Here is a 17,806-nt window from a genome sequence, read left to right on the forward strand (position 1 = left end):
TTACTTATCCGCGCGGATAAATATGTTCATAATCACCCCTTCCCGCGAGGTTTAGATTGCGAAGCAAGATCAACCAAAGCGGTATGTTTTGTTTCTCTCTTACATCTTTCTCTTTTACTACTTTCTCTTTTTACAGTACGTCCAGGGCATACTATCAGTCGTATGTCCAGGGCATATCACCGGTAGTATGTCCAGGGCATACTAAGCAACTTTACTGGCGCTCTTCCGCTGCTTATAAACGGAATGGTCCGGCATGATTACAACCCCGTCCTCGTCGACGATGTACCCATCATCCGTTATGCGCGGACAATACGACGGAAAGTACCATTTAAACCGGCGCGTGCCTTCGTAGTGGTTCGCACTCCGGATAATCCCGTTCGTGTCGAGTATGTCCGCGAGCAGCTTGACGCGGTTCCTTTCGATTCGTAGCGCACCCATAATTGCTTCATACGATAGGAAGCACGCGCCAAACCGATCGTTATAAGTTCCGTCAGCTCGCGTATGATTTCCGTCAATGTACGATTGCAGCAGGAAGTAGAACGCCACGATATCGCGAATTTCGGGCTTGCGTCGGTTCTCCGCATACACAACGTCGTACGCCTCCGCTATGATGCGTGGAAATACCTTGCGCATGAGTTCGCGGTTATATACTTCGAACCCGTTCGGTGCGTCGAGGAGATCGCGTTTATCGTTGGGTAGCAGAACGGGTGCGGTCATGCCGCGTCCTCCTTTCGCGAAATATCGTTGTTAAACGACATATCACCGAAGTCTACTGCGATCGGGAACGGTAATCCCACCTCTTCGCGCCATATTTCGATTGACGGCTTCTTGTAACCGTATCGCGCGTTATCTTCCGCAATCTGTTCGACGGTGCGTGGGTTATCGAAGCACCAGTACGTGAAGTCGCGGAACTCTTGCGGTGTGAGTCCGTTCTGTGCCGCCAGTTTGCCGACTAGCGCATCAAAACGGGATTGATCGAGTTCAAAGCGTTGCCTATTCGCTTCGAACCATTCGAACGGGTTTTTATCTTTTTTAGACAGGTTTATTCTTCGGTAAAGTGGAGCAATATTTGCTGTGTAGGTCCCTGCATGACCCGTTTCTAGCGGTATCCAATGATCCAAATGAACACTAGTACTTAAGCCTGTTAGTGAGCACATCCGCTTCACCGACACTGTCATTTCCAAAAGACCAATACGCCTCGCTCTCCTCCTTTGCCTAATTTTTGCTAGCACTTCCCTGTTACTTTTCGCCCAGTGTCTATGTTTCACTGCAAAAGTGGACTTATTGGATTCGTAGTATCTATGGTTGTATTCGCGTCTATGATCTCTATTTTTACGACACCACTCTCTGTGCCATTCCCGATAAGCGTCTTTATTGGCACAATAGTGCTCTTTTTGTTTAGCTAGTATTCTGCTTTTATTACCGAGGTAATACTTATGATATTTTTCTTTATTGTTAAGATAGTGAGTCGTTGCCACCTCTCGGTGACATTGCCTACAAACTGCTTGGCGCTTCCCGGTCTTTTTATTTCTAAAGGAATACTCTGTCAACCCCTTTTCCTTTTTACACTTCGTACACTCCTTCGCGTCAACCTCAACGCCATCTACCGTCAGTTTAACGATCTCAACGCGCTTCCCTCTCGCCATGTCTCCGTCTCCTTTCCGATTTGCTTTATACTGTACCAATGCCGGCCGATTGCCATCTCGGGCACTTTTCGTAAAATTTCCTTTACGCTTTATATAAGGACACTAATTCTCGGAGTTGGGACATCGAAAACAAAAAAAAATAACGCACCCCTCCGAAGAGAGATGCGTTAGGTTTATCGTTTCAGTTTCGTATTCCGTTTTGCTTTAGGCTTCGAAAGCAGTCGGTCGATCGGACTGGCCTTCGCATGTTCCGCTTTTAAATCGTTGTTTACGAGAGATACGTAGCGGCGCGTCATCTCCATCGTAGAATGGCCCAAGGACTTTTGCACGGCGAAGGAGTTCGCGCCATTACGAAGGAACTCCAAAGCGAATACGTGCCGCAAATCGTACGGTCGAATGTGTGTGCCGATTTTCTTACAATATATCTCCATACGGTCACCCCACGTATGCCGGTTGAGCGGGCGACCCTCATACGAGCAGAATATCGGAACCTCCGGACCCCACTCATCGTCGCGAACGGAAATCAACTTGCGTAAGGCTTTCGTCGTCATATCCGATAATGGCAACGTCCGTGCGCTACGATTCTTTGCGACTTCAGCCGGAATGTGAATCTCCTTCAACGATAGCTTAAAATCCTGCGGTATTAGCTTCATCGCCTCCGACGGACGGATGCCGGTATCGAGCGTTAACACGATCAACGTATAATCACGAAGCCCTACGAATGTGCTCTGATCCGGTGCGGCAAGTAACGCCTGCAGCACTTCGGTCTCGACGGCTACTGCGCGGTTACCCGTCTTCCTTTTCTTCGTATTCTCAAGCGGATTGACCGATATGTATCCTTCGCGCACGCAATAGCTAAAGAACGCACGGAGATATACCAATCGGTTATTAAACGTAGCCGGTGACATCTCTCCGGACATGTGCGCGATGCATCCGTCTTTGAGCTTGGCTTCCGTTTTCCAGGCGTCAGGATACCGCTTAAACAGTAGCTCTACCGCGCGCGTATAGTCCGTTAGGGTTTGCTCACCTATTCCGTCATCAAGCCGCTTATGCGCCAAAAAATCCGATAATATCTCGCGCCAACCCGGACGCGCATTTCCGTAACTCTTTTTAATTTCGCGTAATCGCGCCAATGCAAAAAGCACCCCTTCCGTTAGGTGAACGGTGGGATGCTCCGATGTGTTTGCGCGAGTCCTGTGTACCTGCGAATTGCTTCGCGCCAAGTACGCAGGACCCAACGTATTTTGTCGCTCATTTAACGCTGTGTTTGCGGGGTAAAACCGCGTAATGCCGAGGACCGGGATCGAACCGGTACGGTAGTCACCTACCGCAGGATTTTAAGTCCTGTGCGTCTGCCAATTCCGCCACCCCGGCATATGTATGTCTTTCTTTAATTACTTGAGGCGACAAGAAATATAATATCATGTTATTAATCATTATGCAACATATTTTTTATAATTGTAATGAATAAACGTGAGTGCACAACCATCGCCCCATATTTGTCTCATGACATGGAAACGGGACTGCCGGACAAAGCCGGCAGTCCCTCTGGAAAATCCGAGTTGCGGTCTCGAATTTTCAGATCAACCATCTATATTAAGGGAGGTGTGAGTAAAGAATACATCGCCAACATTAAAAGAACCTAAAATGCGCCTTAAATTAAACTAAAAAGAATACAAGCTTTCAAGCCTGCGGTTTTTCCTCCATACTTAGAATCGGAATAACTTCATCCAACTCGGAGTCATCACACTCCACTACAACGATTAAGCCACCGTCAAGCAAAAAAGTTTCATACATCTGCGCTTTCGTCTCGGATATGCCCGCTTCGGTCAGCATCAGCACCAGATCGTCCGTGCCTTCGCCAATTTGATTGCCTGCCAAACGCCGGACAGCTTGCCCCACCGTCTGAATCTGGTCCTTGCGCTCATCCAACGCGGTCAATACTCCTTTGAGCGCTCCAAACGCACCGTCTGTGCCGCCTCCTTTCAAAGGCTTAGGCAATTCGGTTTGCTCGCTTACCCGTTCCAAATCCAGTTGTTCCTTCGCCACGACGCCAAGACGATCCTTCGCGATCCCGACAAGCTTTAACCTGTTGAGCATCAGTATCGCTTCATTTTCTGTGCTTGCCATGCCAATCAGCAATTGAGTCATATCCATTCCTCCTCGGACCGCTATCTCATTATGAGTTCTTTATGTTCATTTACCCGTTTTGCGCTTCATGTCTTTCATTTTCGGTGAATTCACGGCATGCATTTCTGGAAATCGATACCTAGTTCTGATAGACTACATAAAGAAGCCCAATTAACCATTGATATTAAAGAATATGTTTTCATATCCCATGTTCAGGAGTAATGTCTTATGAAAAAAGAGGTAGATATTGCCATTCGCCGCAAACAGCAAATCGTGGTTCGCAATACGAGCGGGCAAACCGTTACCGGAACTCCCGAGCGTTCGGCCGACTCATCCATATTGACCCTTAGAACTGTGCAGGGAAACCTGTGGATTCCCTTTGACGAAGTGGAACAGGTTACCCGGATATTGAGCATCCGGTCACACCATCTGAACGGCCTGCAGATGACAGCTGCCGACCTGTAACGATGGGCCAGAACACTCCGGCACTTTCGGGACGTTTTTTTCTTCATCCAAAAATTTCAGGAAAAAAGCTGATTCGCAAGGGGCTTGTCTCCTTGAAATCAGCTCTTTTGAATGTTATTTGACTACGAATCGAACCCGGGTCCCGTCCGGATATGTACTGAGTTGATTCCCGACCCAAGATCCTGCTCCACGGTTATCCTTTGGCGTAATATATTGGATATCCGCATTCGCGCCACCTTCGGCGCACATGGCCATCGGCCATTCGTCGCGATCATACCCTTTTTTGACCGGCACGCCCTTAAGCGACAATTCCCGATTGGCTTCGGCTCCGTCCCGATCGATGGTGCAGACATCGGAATGTCCTGCTTTAATAGCGGATTTAATATGCGCTGCAGTCTCGGGGTAGCGTTCGGACGGAAACGTAATCGTGTGATCCACACCCTGAGTGGTGCCTTGATCAAGCCATGCAGGCAAATCCAGCGGGATCTCTCCCTTAAACCAAGCAAAGAACAGCACCACCATCAAAGTAAGAAGCGTCAAACCCTTCTTTTTTAAGCTGCCGAATCCTTTGTTTCTTCGTTTTTTTCTGTGCGTTCTGCTCATGCTGCCTCCTCTCATTCCCTTTGCATTATAACAGAACGTCCGTTCGCCAAACAATCCTTAATATGTATCATTCAAGCAAATTCGTTTATTCCAACCGATTCAAAACCCGGCTCGATGTGGTAACATATCATTACGTTAGGCAACACAAACATCTTACTCGTTACCGACAGCACGATCCTGGCTATTCTATCGAATACTGACGCCTAGTCATTAAGGGAATCGGATCATGCCCATGAGGAAGGATGAACGGTATGCGAACCCTCTTTTTTATCTTTATGACATTATGCATCATTAATTTCTGTTTCCCTAAAGTGGGCTGGTATTTGCGTTATGGCTGGATCACGCGAGGGGAATCGGAGCCCGAAAGCTCACATATGATTTTTGTCCGAATGACAAGTTTGGTTATGCTGATTGTGGCTTTTACCCTTTCCGTCGGCTGAAAATAAAACGATGAAGCGGCATTCCTCCAGGAATCGCTGCTTTTTGCCGTTCAATGAGCAAAAAATGATAATTTTATTTGTGGAATGGCGCAACATGGCATCTTATTATAAAATGACGGGCTTGTTGCCGACATCCGGTATCTGAGAAAGGGTCTTATTCTTATGAACATTGCATTTTATCCTTATTGGGCGGCGAAAACACTACTTTCTTTTGTTCATGTAATATACATTACAGTCATCACCATCATGATTTATGGACTGACAGCCTCCTTGCTCTGGGCTTTTTTGTTTCCCATTATGCAGGTGGCAGTACGGAGTTTCGCCGGCTTGTCTGTTTCATCGCGAATCAAGCACTTTGCTTGTTCACGACTCATGATCGGTATGCTTGCAACCAAAACATTGCTGCTGTCTGCAATTGCAGCCGGCCTTCCCTATTTGAAGCAGCATATTCCCATCCTGTTCGCCGCTGCCTTTCTGTTATCCCTGCTGGAAGGGTGGGAATCCGCATTGCTTCATGCTCTGCCATGGTCGGCAGGTCATGCTTTGGAAACCGAAATCGCCAAGGCGAACAGCCTGCTCTCTTTTTCCAGTCATACCGCCACCGTTGTCGGATTGCCTATCACCTTTTTGGCAACGGTACATTGGGGGGCCGCGTCCACATTATGGAGTTCGGCCGCATTATCGTGGACCACGCTTGTCTTTGCGATCGCGTTTGTGCTTTTGATCCAGGAAAAGGAAAACACCTATGCGAAACGTGCATCGAAGGCATCCCGGTTCGAAATCAAACAGGAAGACAGACGGCAGTTTTAATGAACTCTTGTCATATCCACCACACCAAAAGACGAGCAGCTTGCGCTGCTCGTCCATACATGCTGAAGCCCTATGTTCGCGCCTCCACGGTTGACCGCTTCAGCTTAGTCCAACGGATAGTCCAACAACGGTTTACCCTGTTTGTAATATAGCGAAGGAGATAAAATGTTAAAAAAGATATGCGCATCAGGCACTCCGGCCTCAGCCAGGATCCCATGTATGCTGGATGCCATACGGTTGTGAACATCCTGATGCCGCTGAAACATCAAAATTTCGACGGACGCCGGCGAAGGCGTAAGTGCTTGTACATCATACCGTTCCGCCTTTACTCTCTCTTCCGGAATATTGAATACAAAAGCCATCTGCTCGGTAATTCGGGGTACGACTTCCTCCAATTGATTACCTGTAAATCCTCTAAAGCGAATAAACGGCATGCAAATCCCTTCAATCTCTGATATAGTCTCTTATGTGATTTTAAGCACATTCTTTTCGGTTGTCAAATGACCCGCATGCCGCTCATTCCCCATGTTTCGCGCCAAGCTCCGCCGTCAAGCGGCGGAGCCCAGCCGAATCACAAGGATTTCAGGGGTATCCAGCTTATACCCAGAAGGATTTTGTGATGATTACGAGAAGGATGAACAACACCAGAATTGCACTTGTGGAAGTCCATACTCCGCCATTTCCACAACCGTATCCAACTTGACTCATTTGATTGGCCTCCTTTGAATTTCAAGGTATGCCATAAGATATGCGAATTCAATTGGAATGACCGGGCCATATCCCAATCTACAGCGCCCAAAATCAAGGAGTTTGTCTCGCTACTCCACGACGACATCTGCTTGCTTGCCGGTTCCCGTCCGGATCCGACCTCTTCCTCCATCGCTGTTTAGAATGACCGTGCGAGTACGCGTATCGTTTCGAGCGGCCAACAGCACCGTCCCATCCGGAGCAATGCAATACGCGATCGGGATGGACACTTCAGAATCGCGATAGAAGCCGTCTCCATGGCTTGACCCCATAACGAGGCATCTGTTCTTCACCGCAATGCCGCGAGCGGCTTCCAGCCATTCTTCATACTGCTCTTCACTGAACAAGCCCACCCCGATGGAATGCATCAGGATGTCCACCTTCCCTATTTCTTCATTCTCAAACCCCTGAAGCACCAGCTCATCGCATAGCAATGTACTGATCCTCCATCCTTGCTCCTCTACGGCCTCAGCTGGCGTATATTTCGCCTTTTCCAACACGATCTTGCCTTTTGGGTCAATGACGATGGAACGATCCTTCGGACGTTCATTCAGCCTGCGATGTCCGGACACGATCATGGTTCCGTACCTTGCCGCCAGCTCACGTGCTTGGTCCACGTTCTGGTTCAAATACCCCTCCGGAAACAGCAAAATATCCGCATCGTTGTCCATGAGCTCCTTTTCCAACTGCAGAAGCCCATCCTCAAGCTTCGGTTGACCGATGACAATTTTCAAGCCCAACTCCCCCCATTCTTCGTCATTAAAAAGCCGGTTCATACCCCATAAAGAGGTACGAACCGGCTTAAAGGCAAGCACGCGCCGATTGGGTCACGTACTGCAACTCCTTCAAGAGCAATGGTCCGCAAGCCGAGAAAATGCCTCAATCCCATTGCCTTTACAGTTCAGGTTGATATGTAATTATGCTTTTCTATGCTCAATTCTATCATATATCTCTTGTCCGTCATAGCTCCGATCTGTTGTGACGTCCCGCATAAACCGGATGCCTTCCGGGCTTCCGAGCTCAGCCGTTCCTCCGGCCAATGCTCCCATAATCATGGCGAAAGGATAAATCATAATCGCTAACATTTTTTTCACGATGCCCCTGCCTCTTTCCTATTTGGATTTTTATTCTATATATATACGACATAAGTTTCATATCGGTTTCATATTCCATGCAATTGCTTAGGATGATAATAATATATGCTAGATTCGAGAAAGCTATGGACAATCACAGAATACGGAAAATAAGGGTATCGCGTGAGGGAACGTTCGGTATAATGACGAAAAGCAGATCCAGGAAGATATGTTAGTAGACAGAAAAAAACCCTTGCTGCGCAAGGGCTTTGAGGAAATGGGTCCTACAGGACTCGAACCTGTGACCAATCGGTTATGAGCCGACCGCTCTAACCAACTGAGCTAAGGACCCTCACCAAAAAAGTATAACGTTCACATGATGGCTGTTTAAACATCGAGTGAAACTTGATTGCGGGGGCAGGATTTGAACCTGCGGCCTTCGGGTTATGAGCCCGACGAGCTACCGGGCTGCTCCACCCCGCGTCAGTAAAAAAATCAAAATAGCGACTTAATTAATATACACCATTTATATCCTATACGTCAAGGGGTAATGTCAGGGAATAAATCGAACACCATATCTCCCTTTTTTGGAACGGAAAATCTCGATCTCTGACGGGTCGCTGTATCCATATAACCAACCATCATGTTCAAGCCGCTTGGCCAAACAGCCTGCTTGAAATTTGGTGGCGTAAAGCTTGCTAAAATATATCCAATGCATAGGTCACCCTCCTTTCCAATCCATTGCTCAATATGTAGAATACCCCGCTTGCTCCAATTTTATATCCTGCATGCTTAAAGTCAAAAAAAGCTGCCGGAGACCAAATCTCCGGCAGCTTCAGGATGAAGCAAATCACAACATGACTTCTTATGGGTTAAATGTCGCTTTTGGGTCCTTTTTCAACTTTGCCAGCATTTCGTTACCCTTAGCAGCCCATTCGGCAAGTGCTTCCTTCGGTGTTTTTTTGTTCTCCAGCACTTGGTTGAAGTACTCCATGCCTTTATCGCTAACTTGCCACAGATTCGGCATCTTCTGGTACATTTTGTCCAGATTCGTATTGGTCGGCGGAATCGGCTTCAACGTGTAGAAGGCCTGAATGTTGTAATCCATACCGTCCTTCGGCTTGATGAAACTCTTGCGGGAAACCATCTCATAGGCGCTGCGCGCTTTGATTTTTGCCCAATCCTCGCTGTTCATGTATTTGATCAGTTCCCAGGCATCATCCGGATTTTGCGCCGAACTGTTGATCGCCATCAAATTGCTGAGATAGATGTTGCCGCCGATTCCTGGCGCTTCGGGATGCACGGGCGGTGTGACGACCTCCCAATCCACTTTCGTGAACCCTTCCATTTTATCGGCGTTTTTGTTGGCATCGATCAACTGGTTGATGTAACTATAATCGCCTAAAGCCATGGCTGTTTTGCTGCTGAGGAACAGATCGCCCTGCAGCGGGTTGTATCTTTCGCCACTGCTTTGGTCCATCTGCTCATCCCCTTTCGGGGTAACCTTGTCAATGGCGAGCTTGCTGATCTTGCTCCATACTTTTTCCCACTGAGGCGAATCGACCGTCATTTTCTCCGCCTTATCGTCGAAAATTTTCAGTTGAAGCGCGCTATAGTACTGTTGCATCGAATAGTAGGGCGATCCTCCTTGCCATGTGCTGAACGCAAATCCAAACACATGGTCCTTGCCTTCGCCGCTGGTAACGCGAGTCGCCAGGTTAAAGATGTCGTCCCAAGTCATGTTATCCGTCGGCGGCTCTACGCCTGCCTTCTGGAAGATCGCCTTATTGTAGAAGAGGGCGGACGAGGAAAACGTTGGCGTCAACGCATAGATGCTCTGATCTCCGATGTCTTTGATGCCCTCCAGCACGCTCGGTACGATATCGCTCGTGTCGAACTTATCCTCTTGCATAAGCGGATCAAGTTGTTTCAGCATGTTCTCCTGGATCAACGACCTGATCGTTGACGTATCGGCCACAACCACGTCCACCGGATTGTCTCCGGTCATGATTTTTTTGATGCTCTCCATCGTATCCGGAACTTCCTGCTGCTCATCCGTGTTGCCGTAACCGTACATGCTGCCCTGCTCAACGGCTGGTACAACCTCAATCGTAATATTCGGATGTGTCAGCTCAAAGGCATCCGTAAACTGCTGGCGAAAATAGCTATCGTCTGTATTGCCCCACAAGGTGGCCACACGCAATACGCGCTGCTCGTTGTCCTTCGATTCGCTTGCCGTGCAACCTGCAAGCAGCGGCAATGCAAGACTGGCTGTAGCCAATATGCCCAGCACACGTTTTCCCCACATTTTCATTCCCCAATTCCCCCTCATGATTATCTTGGCGGCGTAATCACGATACGCTCGCCGTCAAATTCCAACGTCGCCCGGTTGTCGATCGATAACGCCTCGAGGTATTCCTTCGGTACCTGAAGCCGCCCGGCCCGGTCAATAATGACAAAAGCTTCATGAATGCTCGGCGTTCCCGAGCCAGGCAAGTTATGCTCGTCATCCAGATTTTCGTTGCGTTTCACAAATTCGGTACTCGTTAATCCGTCACGAATGGCAACGATCCGGTCGACCTTGCCCGCAAGCGTCAGGTCATGCGTTACGATCACGATGGTGACGCCTAATTCCTTGTTCATTTTGCGAAAAATATTCATGATCGTATCCGATGTCTCGGAATCGACCGAACCGGTCGGCTCGTCGGCGAGCAGCAGCTTCGGCCGATTGGACAATGAAATCGCAATCGCAACCCGCTGCTGCTCCCCACCCGACAATTGATGGAGCTTGTTATGCATCCGATCCTTGAGCCCGACCCATTCCAGCAGCTGTTTGGCGTATGCGCGATCCCGCTTTCCACCTAGAATCATCGGCGTTTCCACGTTTTCCAGGGCCGTAAGATACGGCAGCAGATTGCGGCCGTTGTTCTGCCAAATAAATCCGACGGTATGCCTTTTGTATTCCACGAGCTGCGCATCCGTCATTTTCAGCAAATCCCAGTCGCCGACGATGGCTGTACCGGCTGTCGGCCGGTCAAGGCCGCCGAGAATGTTGAGCAGCGTCGATTTTCCGCTTCCGCTATTTCCGATGATCGCCATCATCTCTCCCGGGTTCACCGTCAAATTCAGACCTTGAAGGGCAACGACTTCCACGTCGCTGGATTTAAAAATTTTAACAAGTCCTTCACACTGGATCACGTTACCTCTCCTCTCCCATTTTGACCGCCTGATGTACGCGCAGCCTGCGAATCTGCCAGAGCAGCATGCTTGCTCCAATAATCAGCATGACTACCGTCACGCCATACAGCTGGAGCATGTCGCTCTCTTCAAACACGATGCGGAAAGGCGGAACCTGCGCAGATACGTTGTCGGTCGTTTGCAGGAAAGGCAGGAACAATCGGCTCGCCACTTGACCGATGCCGATGCCTAGGGCGATGGACAGCCCTGCGGTGAAAACCTGCTCCAGGAGCAGCATGCCGCTCAACTGGGCCCGCGACAGCCCCATTGCCCGCAGGACGCCGAACTGCACGACGCGTCCCGACAGGTTAAAGAACCAATACAGGATGTATCCGATCAGGGATATGATGACGGATACGAGAAAACCGAGACTGAGAATGCCGAAAACGCCGCCGCGGGACGGATGTTTGCCCTGGGTTACGAGTTCGGTGCGCACGTCGCGCACAGAAGACAATTCGATGCCTTCCGCTGCAAGCTTCTCCATCAACGGGCCTACCTTGGCATCAGGTTCCATTTTCAGCCAAACTTCATATGGAATCAGCGGTACCTGATCATAGATGTAATCCAGATTCGCAATGAAGAACGGCATCTGATCCGGGTATTGGGCAGGCCAGTAAGGGATAATGCCAAAAATAACGAATTCGATGGCCTGCCCCTGAACGCCGATCGATACCAGGTCCCCGGTTTTGAGCTTGTATTTGTCCGCAAACTTGGAGGATACAAGAACCGCGCCTTCATACTTCCCGAGCAAATCGAGATACTTGTACGGATGCGCCGGGAAGAGATCGTTGCGGAACCAGGCTACCTTGGCAAAATCGACGTTGTCGATGCCGACCAGCATGCCCTGGCCTCCCGATTTGCCAGAAACGATCACATTGCCCTTCGTTTGCAGCACCCTGGCGGCGCCCTCAACGCCATCCAGCCTGCGGAACACTTCAAATGGCGGTTCGGAGTATATCACTTTGGTCGGCTGTTGAGCGCCACCGCCACCGCCTCCTCCGCCTTGGCCTCCTCCTGCACCATTGCCGCCGGAAGCGCCGCCTCCGTTCTGCCCTCCGCTGCCTCCGCCTTGTTGTCCTCCACCGCCGCCGGCGCCTCCATTTGGACCGGAGCCGGAAGGGTTCACTTCAGGCGTCCCTTCCCATACGGTTTGCATGATCACGTCCGTACCATAGCGGTACAGCGTCCGCTCGGTAGAGTTCAGGTCAATGGTCCGGGCAGCAGCCGAGTTGTACACGCCGAGGCCCAGCGTCAGCACAAGCAGGATCATCAGCGGATAATACGATGCCGACGAACGCGAGAGCTGAGTCAGGGTCAGGTACAACGGTACCGGGAGCAGCTTGCGGCCGATCAGCTGAATCAGCTTGAGAATCCACGGGAACAACCGCAGAAAGAACAGCCCCAGGGCAAATATCGCCAGTGCGGGCACAAAGAACAGAAACGGCTGCACCTGCAGCTGGTCTGTCGTCATGCCTGTTTGAAACGTAAGCATCTGCCGTTCATAGAACAAATAATAACCGTATCCCGCCAGCCCAAGCAGGGCAATGTCCAGAAACCATCGCTGCCACACCGGCGCACGATCCGTGCGTGCCTGACGGCGTTTGGCTGACACGATCGTTGCTCTGGCATAGGTGATTGCCGGGATCAATGAAGCAATGATCGCAACCAGCACGGCTGCCAAGCCCAGCAAAATCGCTTCCTTGGACACGCCGATCGGGATGGATTTCCGGTCCACGAAAGACAGGAATCCGCTGGCAGACCCGATGCTTTTGGCCATGAAATATCCCAACATGGGACCGATCACAAGCGCGATCACGCCAAGGAACATGCCTTCAAGCAGGTACAGCGAGAAGATTTGCCGTGCAGAAGCCCCCCGGCTTCGCAGCACGGCAATGTCGCTTTCCTGCTTCTGCAGCGACTGCCTGGCGTTCATCGCGATAAAATAGAACACCATGGCGATCATCGGTGCCGCAAGCGTAAACAGCATCGTCTGCAGCTGCAGGCTTTGGCTGCGGAACTGCTTGAGCAGATCGCCGAAGGTAATGTCAACCTTGGTGTCCTTCAAGCGTTGGTACAGCTCGATATCCAGCCGTTCCAGCATGGACGTCAAACCGGGCAGCTGGCTGGTCTGGATTTCCTTCAGATCGAATGCATAATACCAGCGCGAATTTTGAAGCGGGATGCCTTGTTCCTTCAACAACACTTCATTGAATGCGGCTTCGTCCACGTACAGCCCGTTCATCATGCTGTCGAAACCCTGAACCCAGTAAGGGCTGGTTTCGTCATCCGGTTTGAAGGAGCCCGTAATTTTTACGCGCAGCGTAATATCGAGCCCGCTATATATCGGGTACTCGAGTATGTCTCCCACGTGAAGGTCGTTCCGGTACATGCCCTCTTCAAGCATCGCCGCTTCGATGAGGCCATCCTTGACCTGATTGCCCGGCTTCATGCCGGCAGAATAATTCACCTGTTGGTCCAGCCCGCTCATCGTGCCGATTGTCATGCTGCGCGAGCGGCTGGCATCCACTTTCGTCGGATCCTCGGGACTCACTTCCGTACCGCGAATGGAACGAATGTTCACGTACGTGTTGAACGGAAATCCGACATCACGAGGCACATCCTCGCGTATGTAGCGATCCACTTCCTCCAGCCCAAGGGTGTCCGTCTTGGTTCCCCCTGGCGCCTGATAACTCATCAGCAAGGAACCAGCAGGCAATCCTTCGCTGTTATCCTGCAGCGTTTGGGCTACGACCCGCTTCAGCGCCCCGTCGGCATACATCGGAATGCTGACGGTGAACGCAACCGCCACGATCAAACCAACGAGCGTGCTGAACGTCATCCAGCGGGTATTCCACATTTTGCGGAACAACAGTCGTAACAATGGCAGCCCCATTAGCGTCCCACTACTTTCTGTCCTACGGTGAGCCCTTTGACGATCTGTACGTCCGTGGAGGTCTGCTGCCCGACTTCAACATCCACCTCGCGTTTGCTGCCGTCACTTTCCACAACCTGCACGTAGGTTCGTGAACCGATGGACCGCAGGGCAGATATCGGGATGACGATGGCGTTCTCGGTCCGCTCTGTCACAATCGATACGGTCAGCGGCGTTCCGCGTTCAACCCCTTTGGGCATTTTGGCGAGCGAAACGATGACGTACTTGTCGAGCGTTTCCTTGGCCGGCGGCGTTCCGCCCTCGCCCGAGCCGGAGTTGTTGTTTCCGGAGTCGGCGCTTTGGGCTACCGGCATCACTTTGATCTTGCCGTTCACCTTGCCCGCGCCATTGATGTCCACCGTGGACTTCATGCCTACCGAAATCTTCTCCAGGTCTTCCTTCGCAAACGTCGCGGCCACGACGAGATTGGACGTATCCGCAATCGTGGCAATCGGATCATACGCCTTCACGGCCGCCCCTTTTTCCACCTGAACCGCAATGACCGTGCCTGCAAACGGTGCGGTCAGCGTCGCTTTGCCGATCTGTTCTTCCAGGTCGGCCAGCTCCTGCCGAAGTTCCTCGAACGCAATGGTGGCCTCCTCAAACTCGACCGGGTCCATCTCGTCCTTCTTGCGCAGCGTTTCCTTCATCTGCACTTCCGCTTTGCGGATCTGCAGCTTCTTCGAGCGAATTTCCTTCTCCACGCTCGCAACGTCAAGTTCGGCCAGCAGCTGCCCTTTCTTCACCTTATCTCCGGGCTTGACGTTCAATTCCTTGACATGCATGCCATCCAACGTAAAATATACCTTTTCTTCGCGCTGGCTCATCATTTTGCCGCTGCCGCTCACCGACCGTTCCAGCGTTTCCGTCCGGACCTCATATTCCGGCTTTTTGGAAATCGTCGGCGGCGTGATCGGAGGAAGCACCTCCTCCTCGCTTTCGGCCGGCAGCAAAGAGCAGCCGGACATGGATACAGCGACAATTACCCCTAGCAGGATCAGCGCTGTTCGTTTCCCCTTTTTCGGAGCGGCAGCCTTACTTGAGAAATCTGCCATCCGCCATTTCGTAAACATGGTCCGCAACCTCCAAAATTGTAGGATCGTGTGTTGTCATGCAGATGGTTACCTGCTCTACTTCTATAATGTTGCGAAATACGGCCATGACCTGTGCTCCCATCTTCGAATCCAGCTCGGCCGTAGGTTCATCCGCAAGCAGCAGCCTGGGCCTGTGCGCAATCGCCTTTGCGATCGCCACCCGCTGCTGCTCGCCTCCCGACATTTCGAAAGGACGATGCTTCGCCCTTTTGGTCAAACCAACCAAATCCAAGCAATGGCCTACCCGGTCCTTCCATTCGGAACGAGGCACTTCGGCCATGCGCAGCGATAACTCCACGTTTTCCCAAGCCGACAGCAAGGGCATCAGCGCATAAGCCTGAAAAATAAAACCGATTTCCCTGCGCCGCAATGCGGTCCTTCTTCGGTCCCCCCAGTCCTGCAGCGGCTGCCCGGAAAACAAAATCTCCCCGCTCGATGGCTGATCCAGTCCGCCCAGCATGTTCAGCAGCGTAGTTTTGCCGGAACCCGAACGTCCCTTCAGCATGACGAGCTGCTGAGGTCTGACTTCCATGTCAATGCCTTTAAGCACGTGAATGATGCGGCTTCCCGTCTGGAAGCTGCGATGCACGTTGCGAACCTCAAGCACCGGACCGTCATAGGGAGGCAGCAGCGCTTTCTTGGCAGGCTTGGTTTTTTTCGGTTCAGAGACAGCGGCAGCCGCTTCAGCTTCGGCTTCAGCGGAAGTTATGTCCTCTCCATTGAATTCGGAACGATCCGTCGGTTTCTGTAAATCCGTTATGTATGCCTGGCCTCCCGACTCGGCCTGATCATGCTGCTCTTCCCCCTTTAGTGCACTCTTTTCGCCTGATTGGCTTTTGGCTGGTTTGATCTTGGAAAATAATTTCTTCATGCCAGCAATCACGCTCATCCTCTCTGTCCCTGTTTCAGTAAGAACCTGAACTAGAAATCTATTCCATACTACACTGCATTATAAACGACTGCTATCGGCTAAAAGTTACAAGCTTTTTACAACGTTTCGCCGAAAAAGTTAATATTTTGATGCGAAAACGAAAAAAGCATCCCCTTAAAGGAGATGCCTGGTGAATTTAGCGCAAAAACGGCTGCAGCGCTGCAACTATTACAATTTTGAAACCGTTGCGCGGGAAAAACGTTCCCGAACTTACGTTTCATTATTTTCCAAATGAAGTAGGATCTTCACGCCATGCCTTGAGCAGCTCGAAGTCGCTCTCCTGAATGGTGCCCTGAGCCAAAGCCACGTCCATCAGCGCCGTGTAGTTGGACAGGGTCTGAAGCGGAACGCCCGCTTCTTCGAACGCCTTGATGCCCTTATCCAGCTGATAGCTGAAAATGGCGAGCACGGCCAGCGGTTCCGCCCCTGCTTCCTTCACAGCCTGGGCGGCTTTCAGAGAGCTTCCGCCCGTGGAGATCAGGTCTTCAATGACAACGACCTTCTGCCCTTCGGAGATCAATCCTTCGATCAGGTTTTCCTTGCCGTGCCCTTTCGCTTTGTCGCGAATGTAAGCCATCGGCAGATTCAGCTTCTGCGCGACCCATGCCGCATGCGGAATGCCTGCGGTTGCCGTTCCGGCGATCACTTCGGCGTCCGGATACTGTTCGCGGATGATCGCCGCAAAACCTTCCGCGATATCGTCGCGAATCTCCGGATAAGACATGGTCAAGCGGTTATCGCAATAGATCGGCGATTTGATGCCGGATGTCCAAGTAAACGGCTGCTGCGGACGCAGTGCCACGGCTTTGATTTTCAACAGCTGTGCTGCAATGTGGTTCGGGATTTCGGATAGTGCGATCATGCGTTTAACATCTCCTTCAAAATGGTTTCTGCCGCTTCGCGCGGGTCGGCAGCACCCGTAATCGGCCTGCCCACAACGATGTAATGGCTGCCTCGCCCGATGGCCTCGCCCGGAGTAAGCACACGCGTCTGGTCTCCCAGGCTGCTTCCCGCGGGGCGAATGCCAGGGGTTACGGTATGGAAATCGGGTCCGCAGGCCGCCCCAATGGCCGGCACCTCGAGCGGCGATGCCACTACGCCGTCAAGCCCTGCTTCGCTGGCCAGTCCGGCATAACGAACCACGGTGCCTTCCACGGTACCCGGAATGCCGATCTCATCATTCATGACGGTCTGGCTCGTGCTCGTCAGCTGGGTCACGGCAATGATTTCCGGTCTGCGCAGGGCAGGGTCCGCAGCCAGCGCGGCTTCCGCACCTTCACGCGCTGCGCGCATCATGCTTGCGCCTCCGGCAGCATGAACGTTGAACATGTCTACGCCCAGGCGCGTGATGCTTTCCGCACCTCCGCGAACGGTATTCGGAATATCGTGCATTTTGACGTCCAGAAATACTTTGTACCCTTTTGCCTTCAGTTCCCGGATGAATTCCGGTCCTGCCGCATAGAACAGCTGCATGCCTACCTTCAAATAACACGGAATGCCTTCCAGTGCCTTGATCAAGCCCTTCGCTTGTTCCGGCCCGGGATAATCCAGTGCCACCATCAGGCGGCCGGCCATCGTTTCGTAATTCGGGTGATTCATTGATCCCGCTCCTTCCGCATCGTTGATTTTATCGATTTTTGCCCGATATAAAGGACATCCCGCCAGCCCGCAGGCTGGCTGATGTCCTTCATCAGCAGG

General features: G+C 51.3%; 19 protein-coding genes and 3 tRNA genes. 2 read left to right on the forward strand and 20 right to left on the reverse strand.

What is annotated here, in order from left to right:
* Window positions 1-201 precede the first annotated feature (201 nt).
* The 5 genes from MKY59_RS21735 to MKY59_RS21755 all read right to left on the reverse strand — a co-directional run bounded on the left by MKY59_RS21735 (window position 202) and on the right by MKY59_RS21755 (window position 3,797).
* Window positions 202-717, reverse strand: coding sequence for a hypothetical protein (locus MKY59_RS21735; RefSeq protein WP_339273818.1), 516 nt, complete (start codon window positions 715-717; stop codon window positions 202-204).
* A complete protein-coding gene (locus MKY59_RS21740; protein ID WP_339273819.1) occupies window positions 714-1,646 on the reverse strand; it encodes a hypothetical protein in 933 nt (310 codons plus the stop codon). Before MKY59_RS21740 ends, MKY59_RS21735 begins: the two co-directional genes overlap by 4 nt.
* Before the next feature lie 173 nt (window positions 1,647-1,819).
* Window positions 1,820-2,779, reverse strand: coding sequence for a tyrosine-type recombinase/integrase (locus MKY59_RS21745; protein ID WP_339273820.1), 960 nt, complete (start codon window positions 2,777-2,779; stop codon window positions 1,820-1,822).
* Window positions 2,780-2,934: 155 nt separating this feature from the next.
* Window positions 2,935-3,020, reverse strand: a tRNA-Leu gene (locus MKY59_RS21750).
* A 309-nt stretch (window positions 3,021-3,329) separates the two neighbouring features.
* On the reverse strand, window positions 3,330-3,797 hold the full coding sequence (locus MKY59_RS21755) for a general stress protein (RefSeq protein ID WP_339273821.1): 468 nt from the start codon (window positions 3,795-3,797) through the stop codon (window positions 3,330-3,332).
* Window positions 3,798-4,004: 207 nt separating this feature from the next.
* Here MKY59_RS21755 and MKY59_RS21760 point away from each other — a divergent pair, with 207 nt between their 5' ends.
* Window positions 4,005-4,241, forward strand: a complete 237-nt coding sequence (locus MKY59_RS21760) for a hypothetical protein (protein WP_236416567.1) — start codon at window positions 4,005-4,007, stop codon at window positions 4,239-4,241.
* Window positions 4,242-4,355: 114 nt separating this feature from the next.
* Here the strand turns inward: MKY59_RS21760 and MKY59_RS21765 are convergent, their stop codons facing one another.
* The gene (locus tag MKY59_RS21765) at window positions 4,356-4,844 is read right to left on the reverse strand and encodes a NucA/NucB deoxyribonuclease domain-containing protein (protein ID WP_236416569.1); all 489 of its coding nucleotides are present in this window, start codon (window positions 4,842-4,844) and stop codon (window positions 4,356-4,358) included.
* A 767-nt stretch (window positions 4,845-5,611) separates the two neighbouring features.
* Between MKY59_RS21765 and MKY59_RS21770 the strand changes: the two genes are divergently transcribed.
* A complete protein-coding gene (locus tag MKY59_RS21770) occupies window positions 5,612-6,094 on the forward strand; it encodes a hypothetical protein (RefSeq protein ID WP_339273822.1) in 483 nt (160 codons plus the stop codon).
* 104 nt (window positions 6,095-6,198) lie between these two features.
* Here MKY59_RS21770 and MKY59_RS21775 read toward each other — a convergent pair whose 3' ends face one another.
* From MKY59_RS21775 to pyrF, 14 genes are all read right to left on the reverse strand, one after another.
* Window positions 6,199-6,528, reverse strand: coding sequence for a DUF1904 family protein (locus MKY59_RS21775; protein ID WP_236416573.1), 330 nt, complete (start codon window positions 6,526-6,528; stop codon window positions 6,199-6,201).
* A gap of 163 nt (window positions 6,529-6,691) precedes the next feature.
* Complete coding sequence (locus MKY59_RS21780) at window positions 6,692-6,802, reverse strand: YjcZ family sporulation protein (protein WP_236416574.1); 111 nt, start codon at window positions 6,800-6,802, stop codon at window positions 6,692-6,694.
* Between the two features lie 110 nt (window positions 6,803-6,912).
* Window positions 6,913-7,575, reverse strand: a complete 663-nt coding sequence (locus MKY59_RS21785) for a hypothetical protein (protein WP_339273823.1) — start codon at window positions 7,573-7,575, stop codon at window positions 6,913-6,915.
* Window positions 7,576-7,758: 183 nt separating this feature from the next.
* Window positions 7,759-7,935, reverse strand: a complete 177-nt coding sequence (locus MKY59_RS21790; protein WP_236416580.1) for a hypothetical protein — start codon at window positions 7,933-7,935, stop codon at window positions 7,759-7,761.
* A gap of 257 nt (window positions 7,936-8,192) precedes the next feature.
* Window positions 8,193-8,266, reverse strand: a tRNA-Ile gene (locus tag MKY59_RS21795).
* A gap of 57 nt (window positions 8,267-8,323) precedes the next feature.
* Window positions 8,324-8,397: transfer RNA gene (locus MKY59_RS21800), tRNA-Met, on the reverse strand.
* Window positions 8,398-8,467: 70 nt separating this feature from the next.
* A complete protein-coding gene (locus MKY59_RS21805) occupies window positions 8,468-8,632 on the reverse strand; it encodes a hypothetical protein (RefSeq protein ID WP_236416582.1) in 165 nt (54 codons plus the stop codon).
* A 147-nt stretch (window positions 8,633-8,779) separates the two neighbouring features.
* On the reverse strand, window positions 8,780-10,228 hold the full coding sequence (locus tag MKY59_RS21810) for an extracellular solute-binding protein (protein WP_339273824.1): 1,449 nt from the start codon (window positions 10,226-10,228) through the stop codon (window positions 8,780-8,782).
* Window positions 10,229-10,248: 20 nt separating this feature from the next.
* Window positions 10,249-11,112 carry an ABC transporter ATP-binding protein gene (locus MKY59_RS21815; protein WP_236416587.1) on the reverse strand — a complete coding sequence of 288 codons (864 nt, stop codon included), beginning with the start codon at window positions 11,110-11,112 and terminating at the stop codon, window positions 10,249-10,251.
* Window position 11,113: 1 nt separating this feature from the next.
* Entirely contained in the window at window positions 11,114-14,044 is a 2,931-nt protein-coding gene (locus MKY59_RS21820) for an FtsX-like permease family protein (RefSeq protein WP_339273825.1), read from the reverse strand.
* Window positions 14,044-15,156, reverse strand: a complete 1,113-nt coding sequence (locus MKY59_RS21825; protein WP_339273826.1) for an efflux RND transporter periplasmic adaptor subunit — start codon at window positions 15,154-15,156, stop codon at window positions 14,044-14,046. Before MKY59_RS21825 ends, MKY59_RS21820 begins: the two co-directional genes overlap by 1 nt.
* Complete coding sequence (locus tag MKY59_RS21830) at window positions 15,119-16,066, reverse strand: ABC transporter ATP-binding protein (RefSeq protein ID WP_339273827.1); 948 nt, start codon at window positions 16,064-16,066, stop codon at window positions 15,119-15,121. Before MKY59_RS21830 ends, MKY59_RS21825 begins: the two co-directional genes overlap by 38 nt.
* A gap of 262 nt (window positions 16,067-16,328) precedes the next feature.
* Window positions 16,329-16,970, reverse strand: a complete 642-nt coding sequence (gene pyrE, locus MKY59_RS21835) for an orotate phosphoribosyltransferase (RefSeq protein ID WP_236416593.1) — start codon at window positions 16,968-16,970, stop codon at window positions 16,329-16,331.
* Window positions 16,967-17,707 (reverse strand): orotidine-5'-phosphate decarboxylase, encoded by a 741-nt coding sequence (gene pyrF, locus MKY59_RS21840; protein ID WP_339273828.1) that lies wholly within the window; start codon window positions 17,705-17,707, stop codon window positions 16,967-16,969. Before pyrF ends, pyrE begins: the two co-directional genes overlap by 4 nt.
* Window positions 17,708-17,806 lie beyond the last annotated feature (99 nt).

Origin of the sequence: Paenibacillus sp. FSL W8-0426 (assembly GCF_037969725.1) — a bacterium.
Classification (GTDB): domain Bacteria; phylum Bacillota; class Bacilli; order Paenibacillales; family Paenibacillaceae; genus Paenibacillus; species Paenibacillus hubeiensis.

Coding starts and splice junctions, on each gene's coding strand:
- MKY59_RS21735 (WP_339273818.1), bottom strand. CDS start 717: ATGACCGCACCCGTTCTGCTACCCAACGATAAACGCGATCTCCTCGAC.
- MKY59_RS21740 (WP_339273819.1), bottom strand. CDS start 1,646: ATGGCGAGAGGGAAGCGCGTTGAGATCGTTAAACTGACGGTAGATGGC.
- MKY59_RS21755 (WP_339273821.1), bottom strand. CDS start 3,797: ATGACTCAATTGCTGATTGGCATGGCAAGCACAGAAAATGAAGCGATA.
- MKY59_RS21760 (WP_236416567.1), top strand. CDS start 4,005: ATGAAAAAAGAGGTAGATATTGCCATTCGCCGCAAACAGCAAATCGTG.
- MKY59_RS21765 (WP_236416569.1), bottom strand. CDS start 4,844: ATGAGCAGAACGCACAGAAAAAAACGAAGAAACAAAGGATTCGGCAGC.
- MKY59_RS21775 (WP_236416573.1), bottom strand. CDS start 6,528: ATGCCGTTTATTCGCTTTAGAGGATTTACAGGTAATCAATTGGAGGAA.
- MKY59_RS21780 (WP_236416574.1), bottom strand. CDS start 6,802: ATGAGTCAAGTTGGATACGGTTGTGGAAATGGCGGAGTATGGACTTCC.
- MKY59_RS21805 (WP_236416582.1), bottom strand. CDS start 8,632: ATGCATTGGATATATTTTAGCAAGCTTTACGCCACCAAATTTCAAGCA.
- MKY59_RS21810 (WP_339273824.1), bottom strand. CDS start 10,228: ATGAAAATGTGGGGAAAACGTGTGCTGGGCATATTGGCTACAGCCAGT.
- MKY59_RS21820 (WP_339273825.1), bottom strand. CDS start 14,044: ATGGGGCTGCCATTGTTACGACTGTTGTTCCGCAAAATGTGGAATACC.
- MKY59_RS21825 (WP_339273826.1), bottom strand. CDS start 15,156: ATGTTTACGAAATGGCGGATGGCAGATTTCTCAAGTAAGGCTGCCGCT.
- MKY59_RS21830 (WP_339273827.1), bottom strand. CDS start 16,066: ATGAGCGTGATTGCTGGCATGAAGAAATTATTTTCCAAGATCAAACCA.
- pyrE (WP_236416593.1), bottom strand. CDS start 16,970: ATGATCGCACTATCCGAAATCCCGAACCACATTGCAGCACAGCTGTTG.
- pyrF (WP_339273828.1), bottom strand. CDS start 17,707: ATGAATCACCCGAATTACGAAACGATGGCCGGCCGCCTGATGGTGGCA.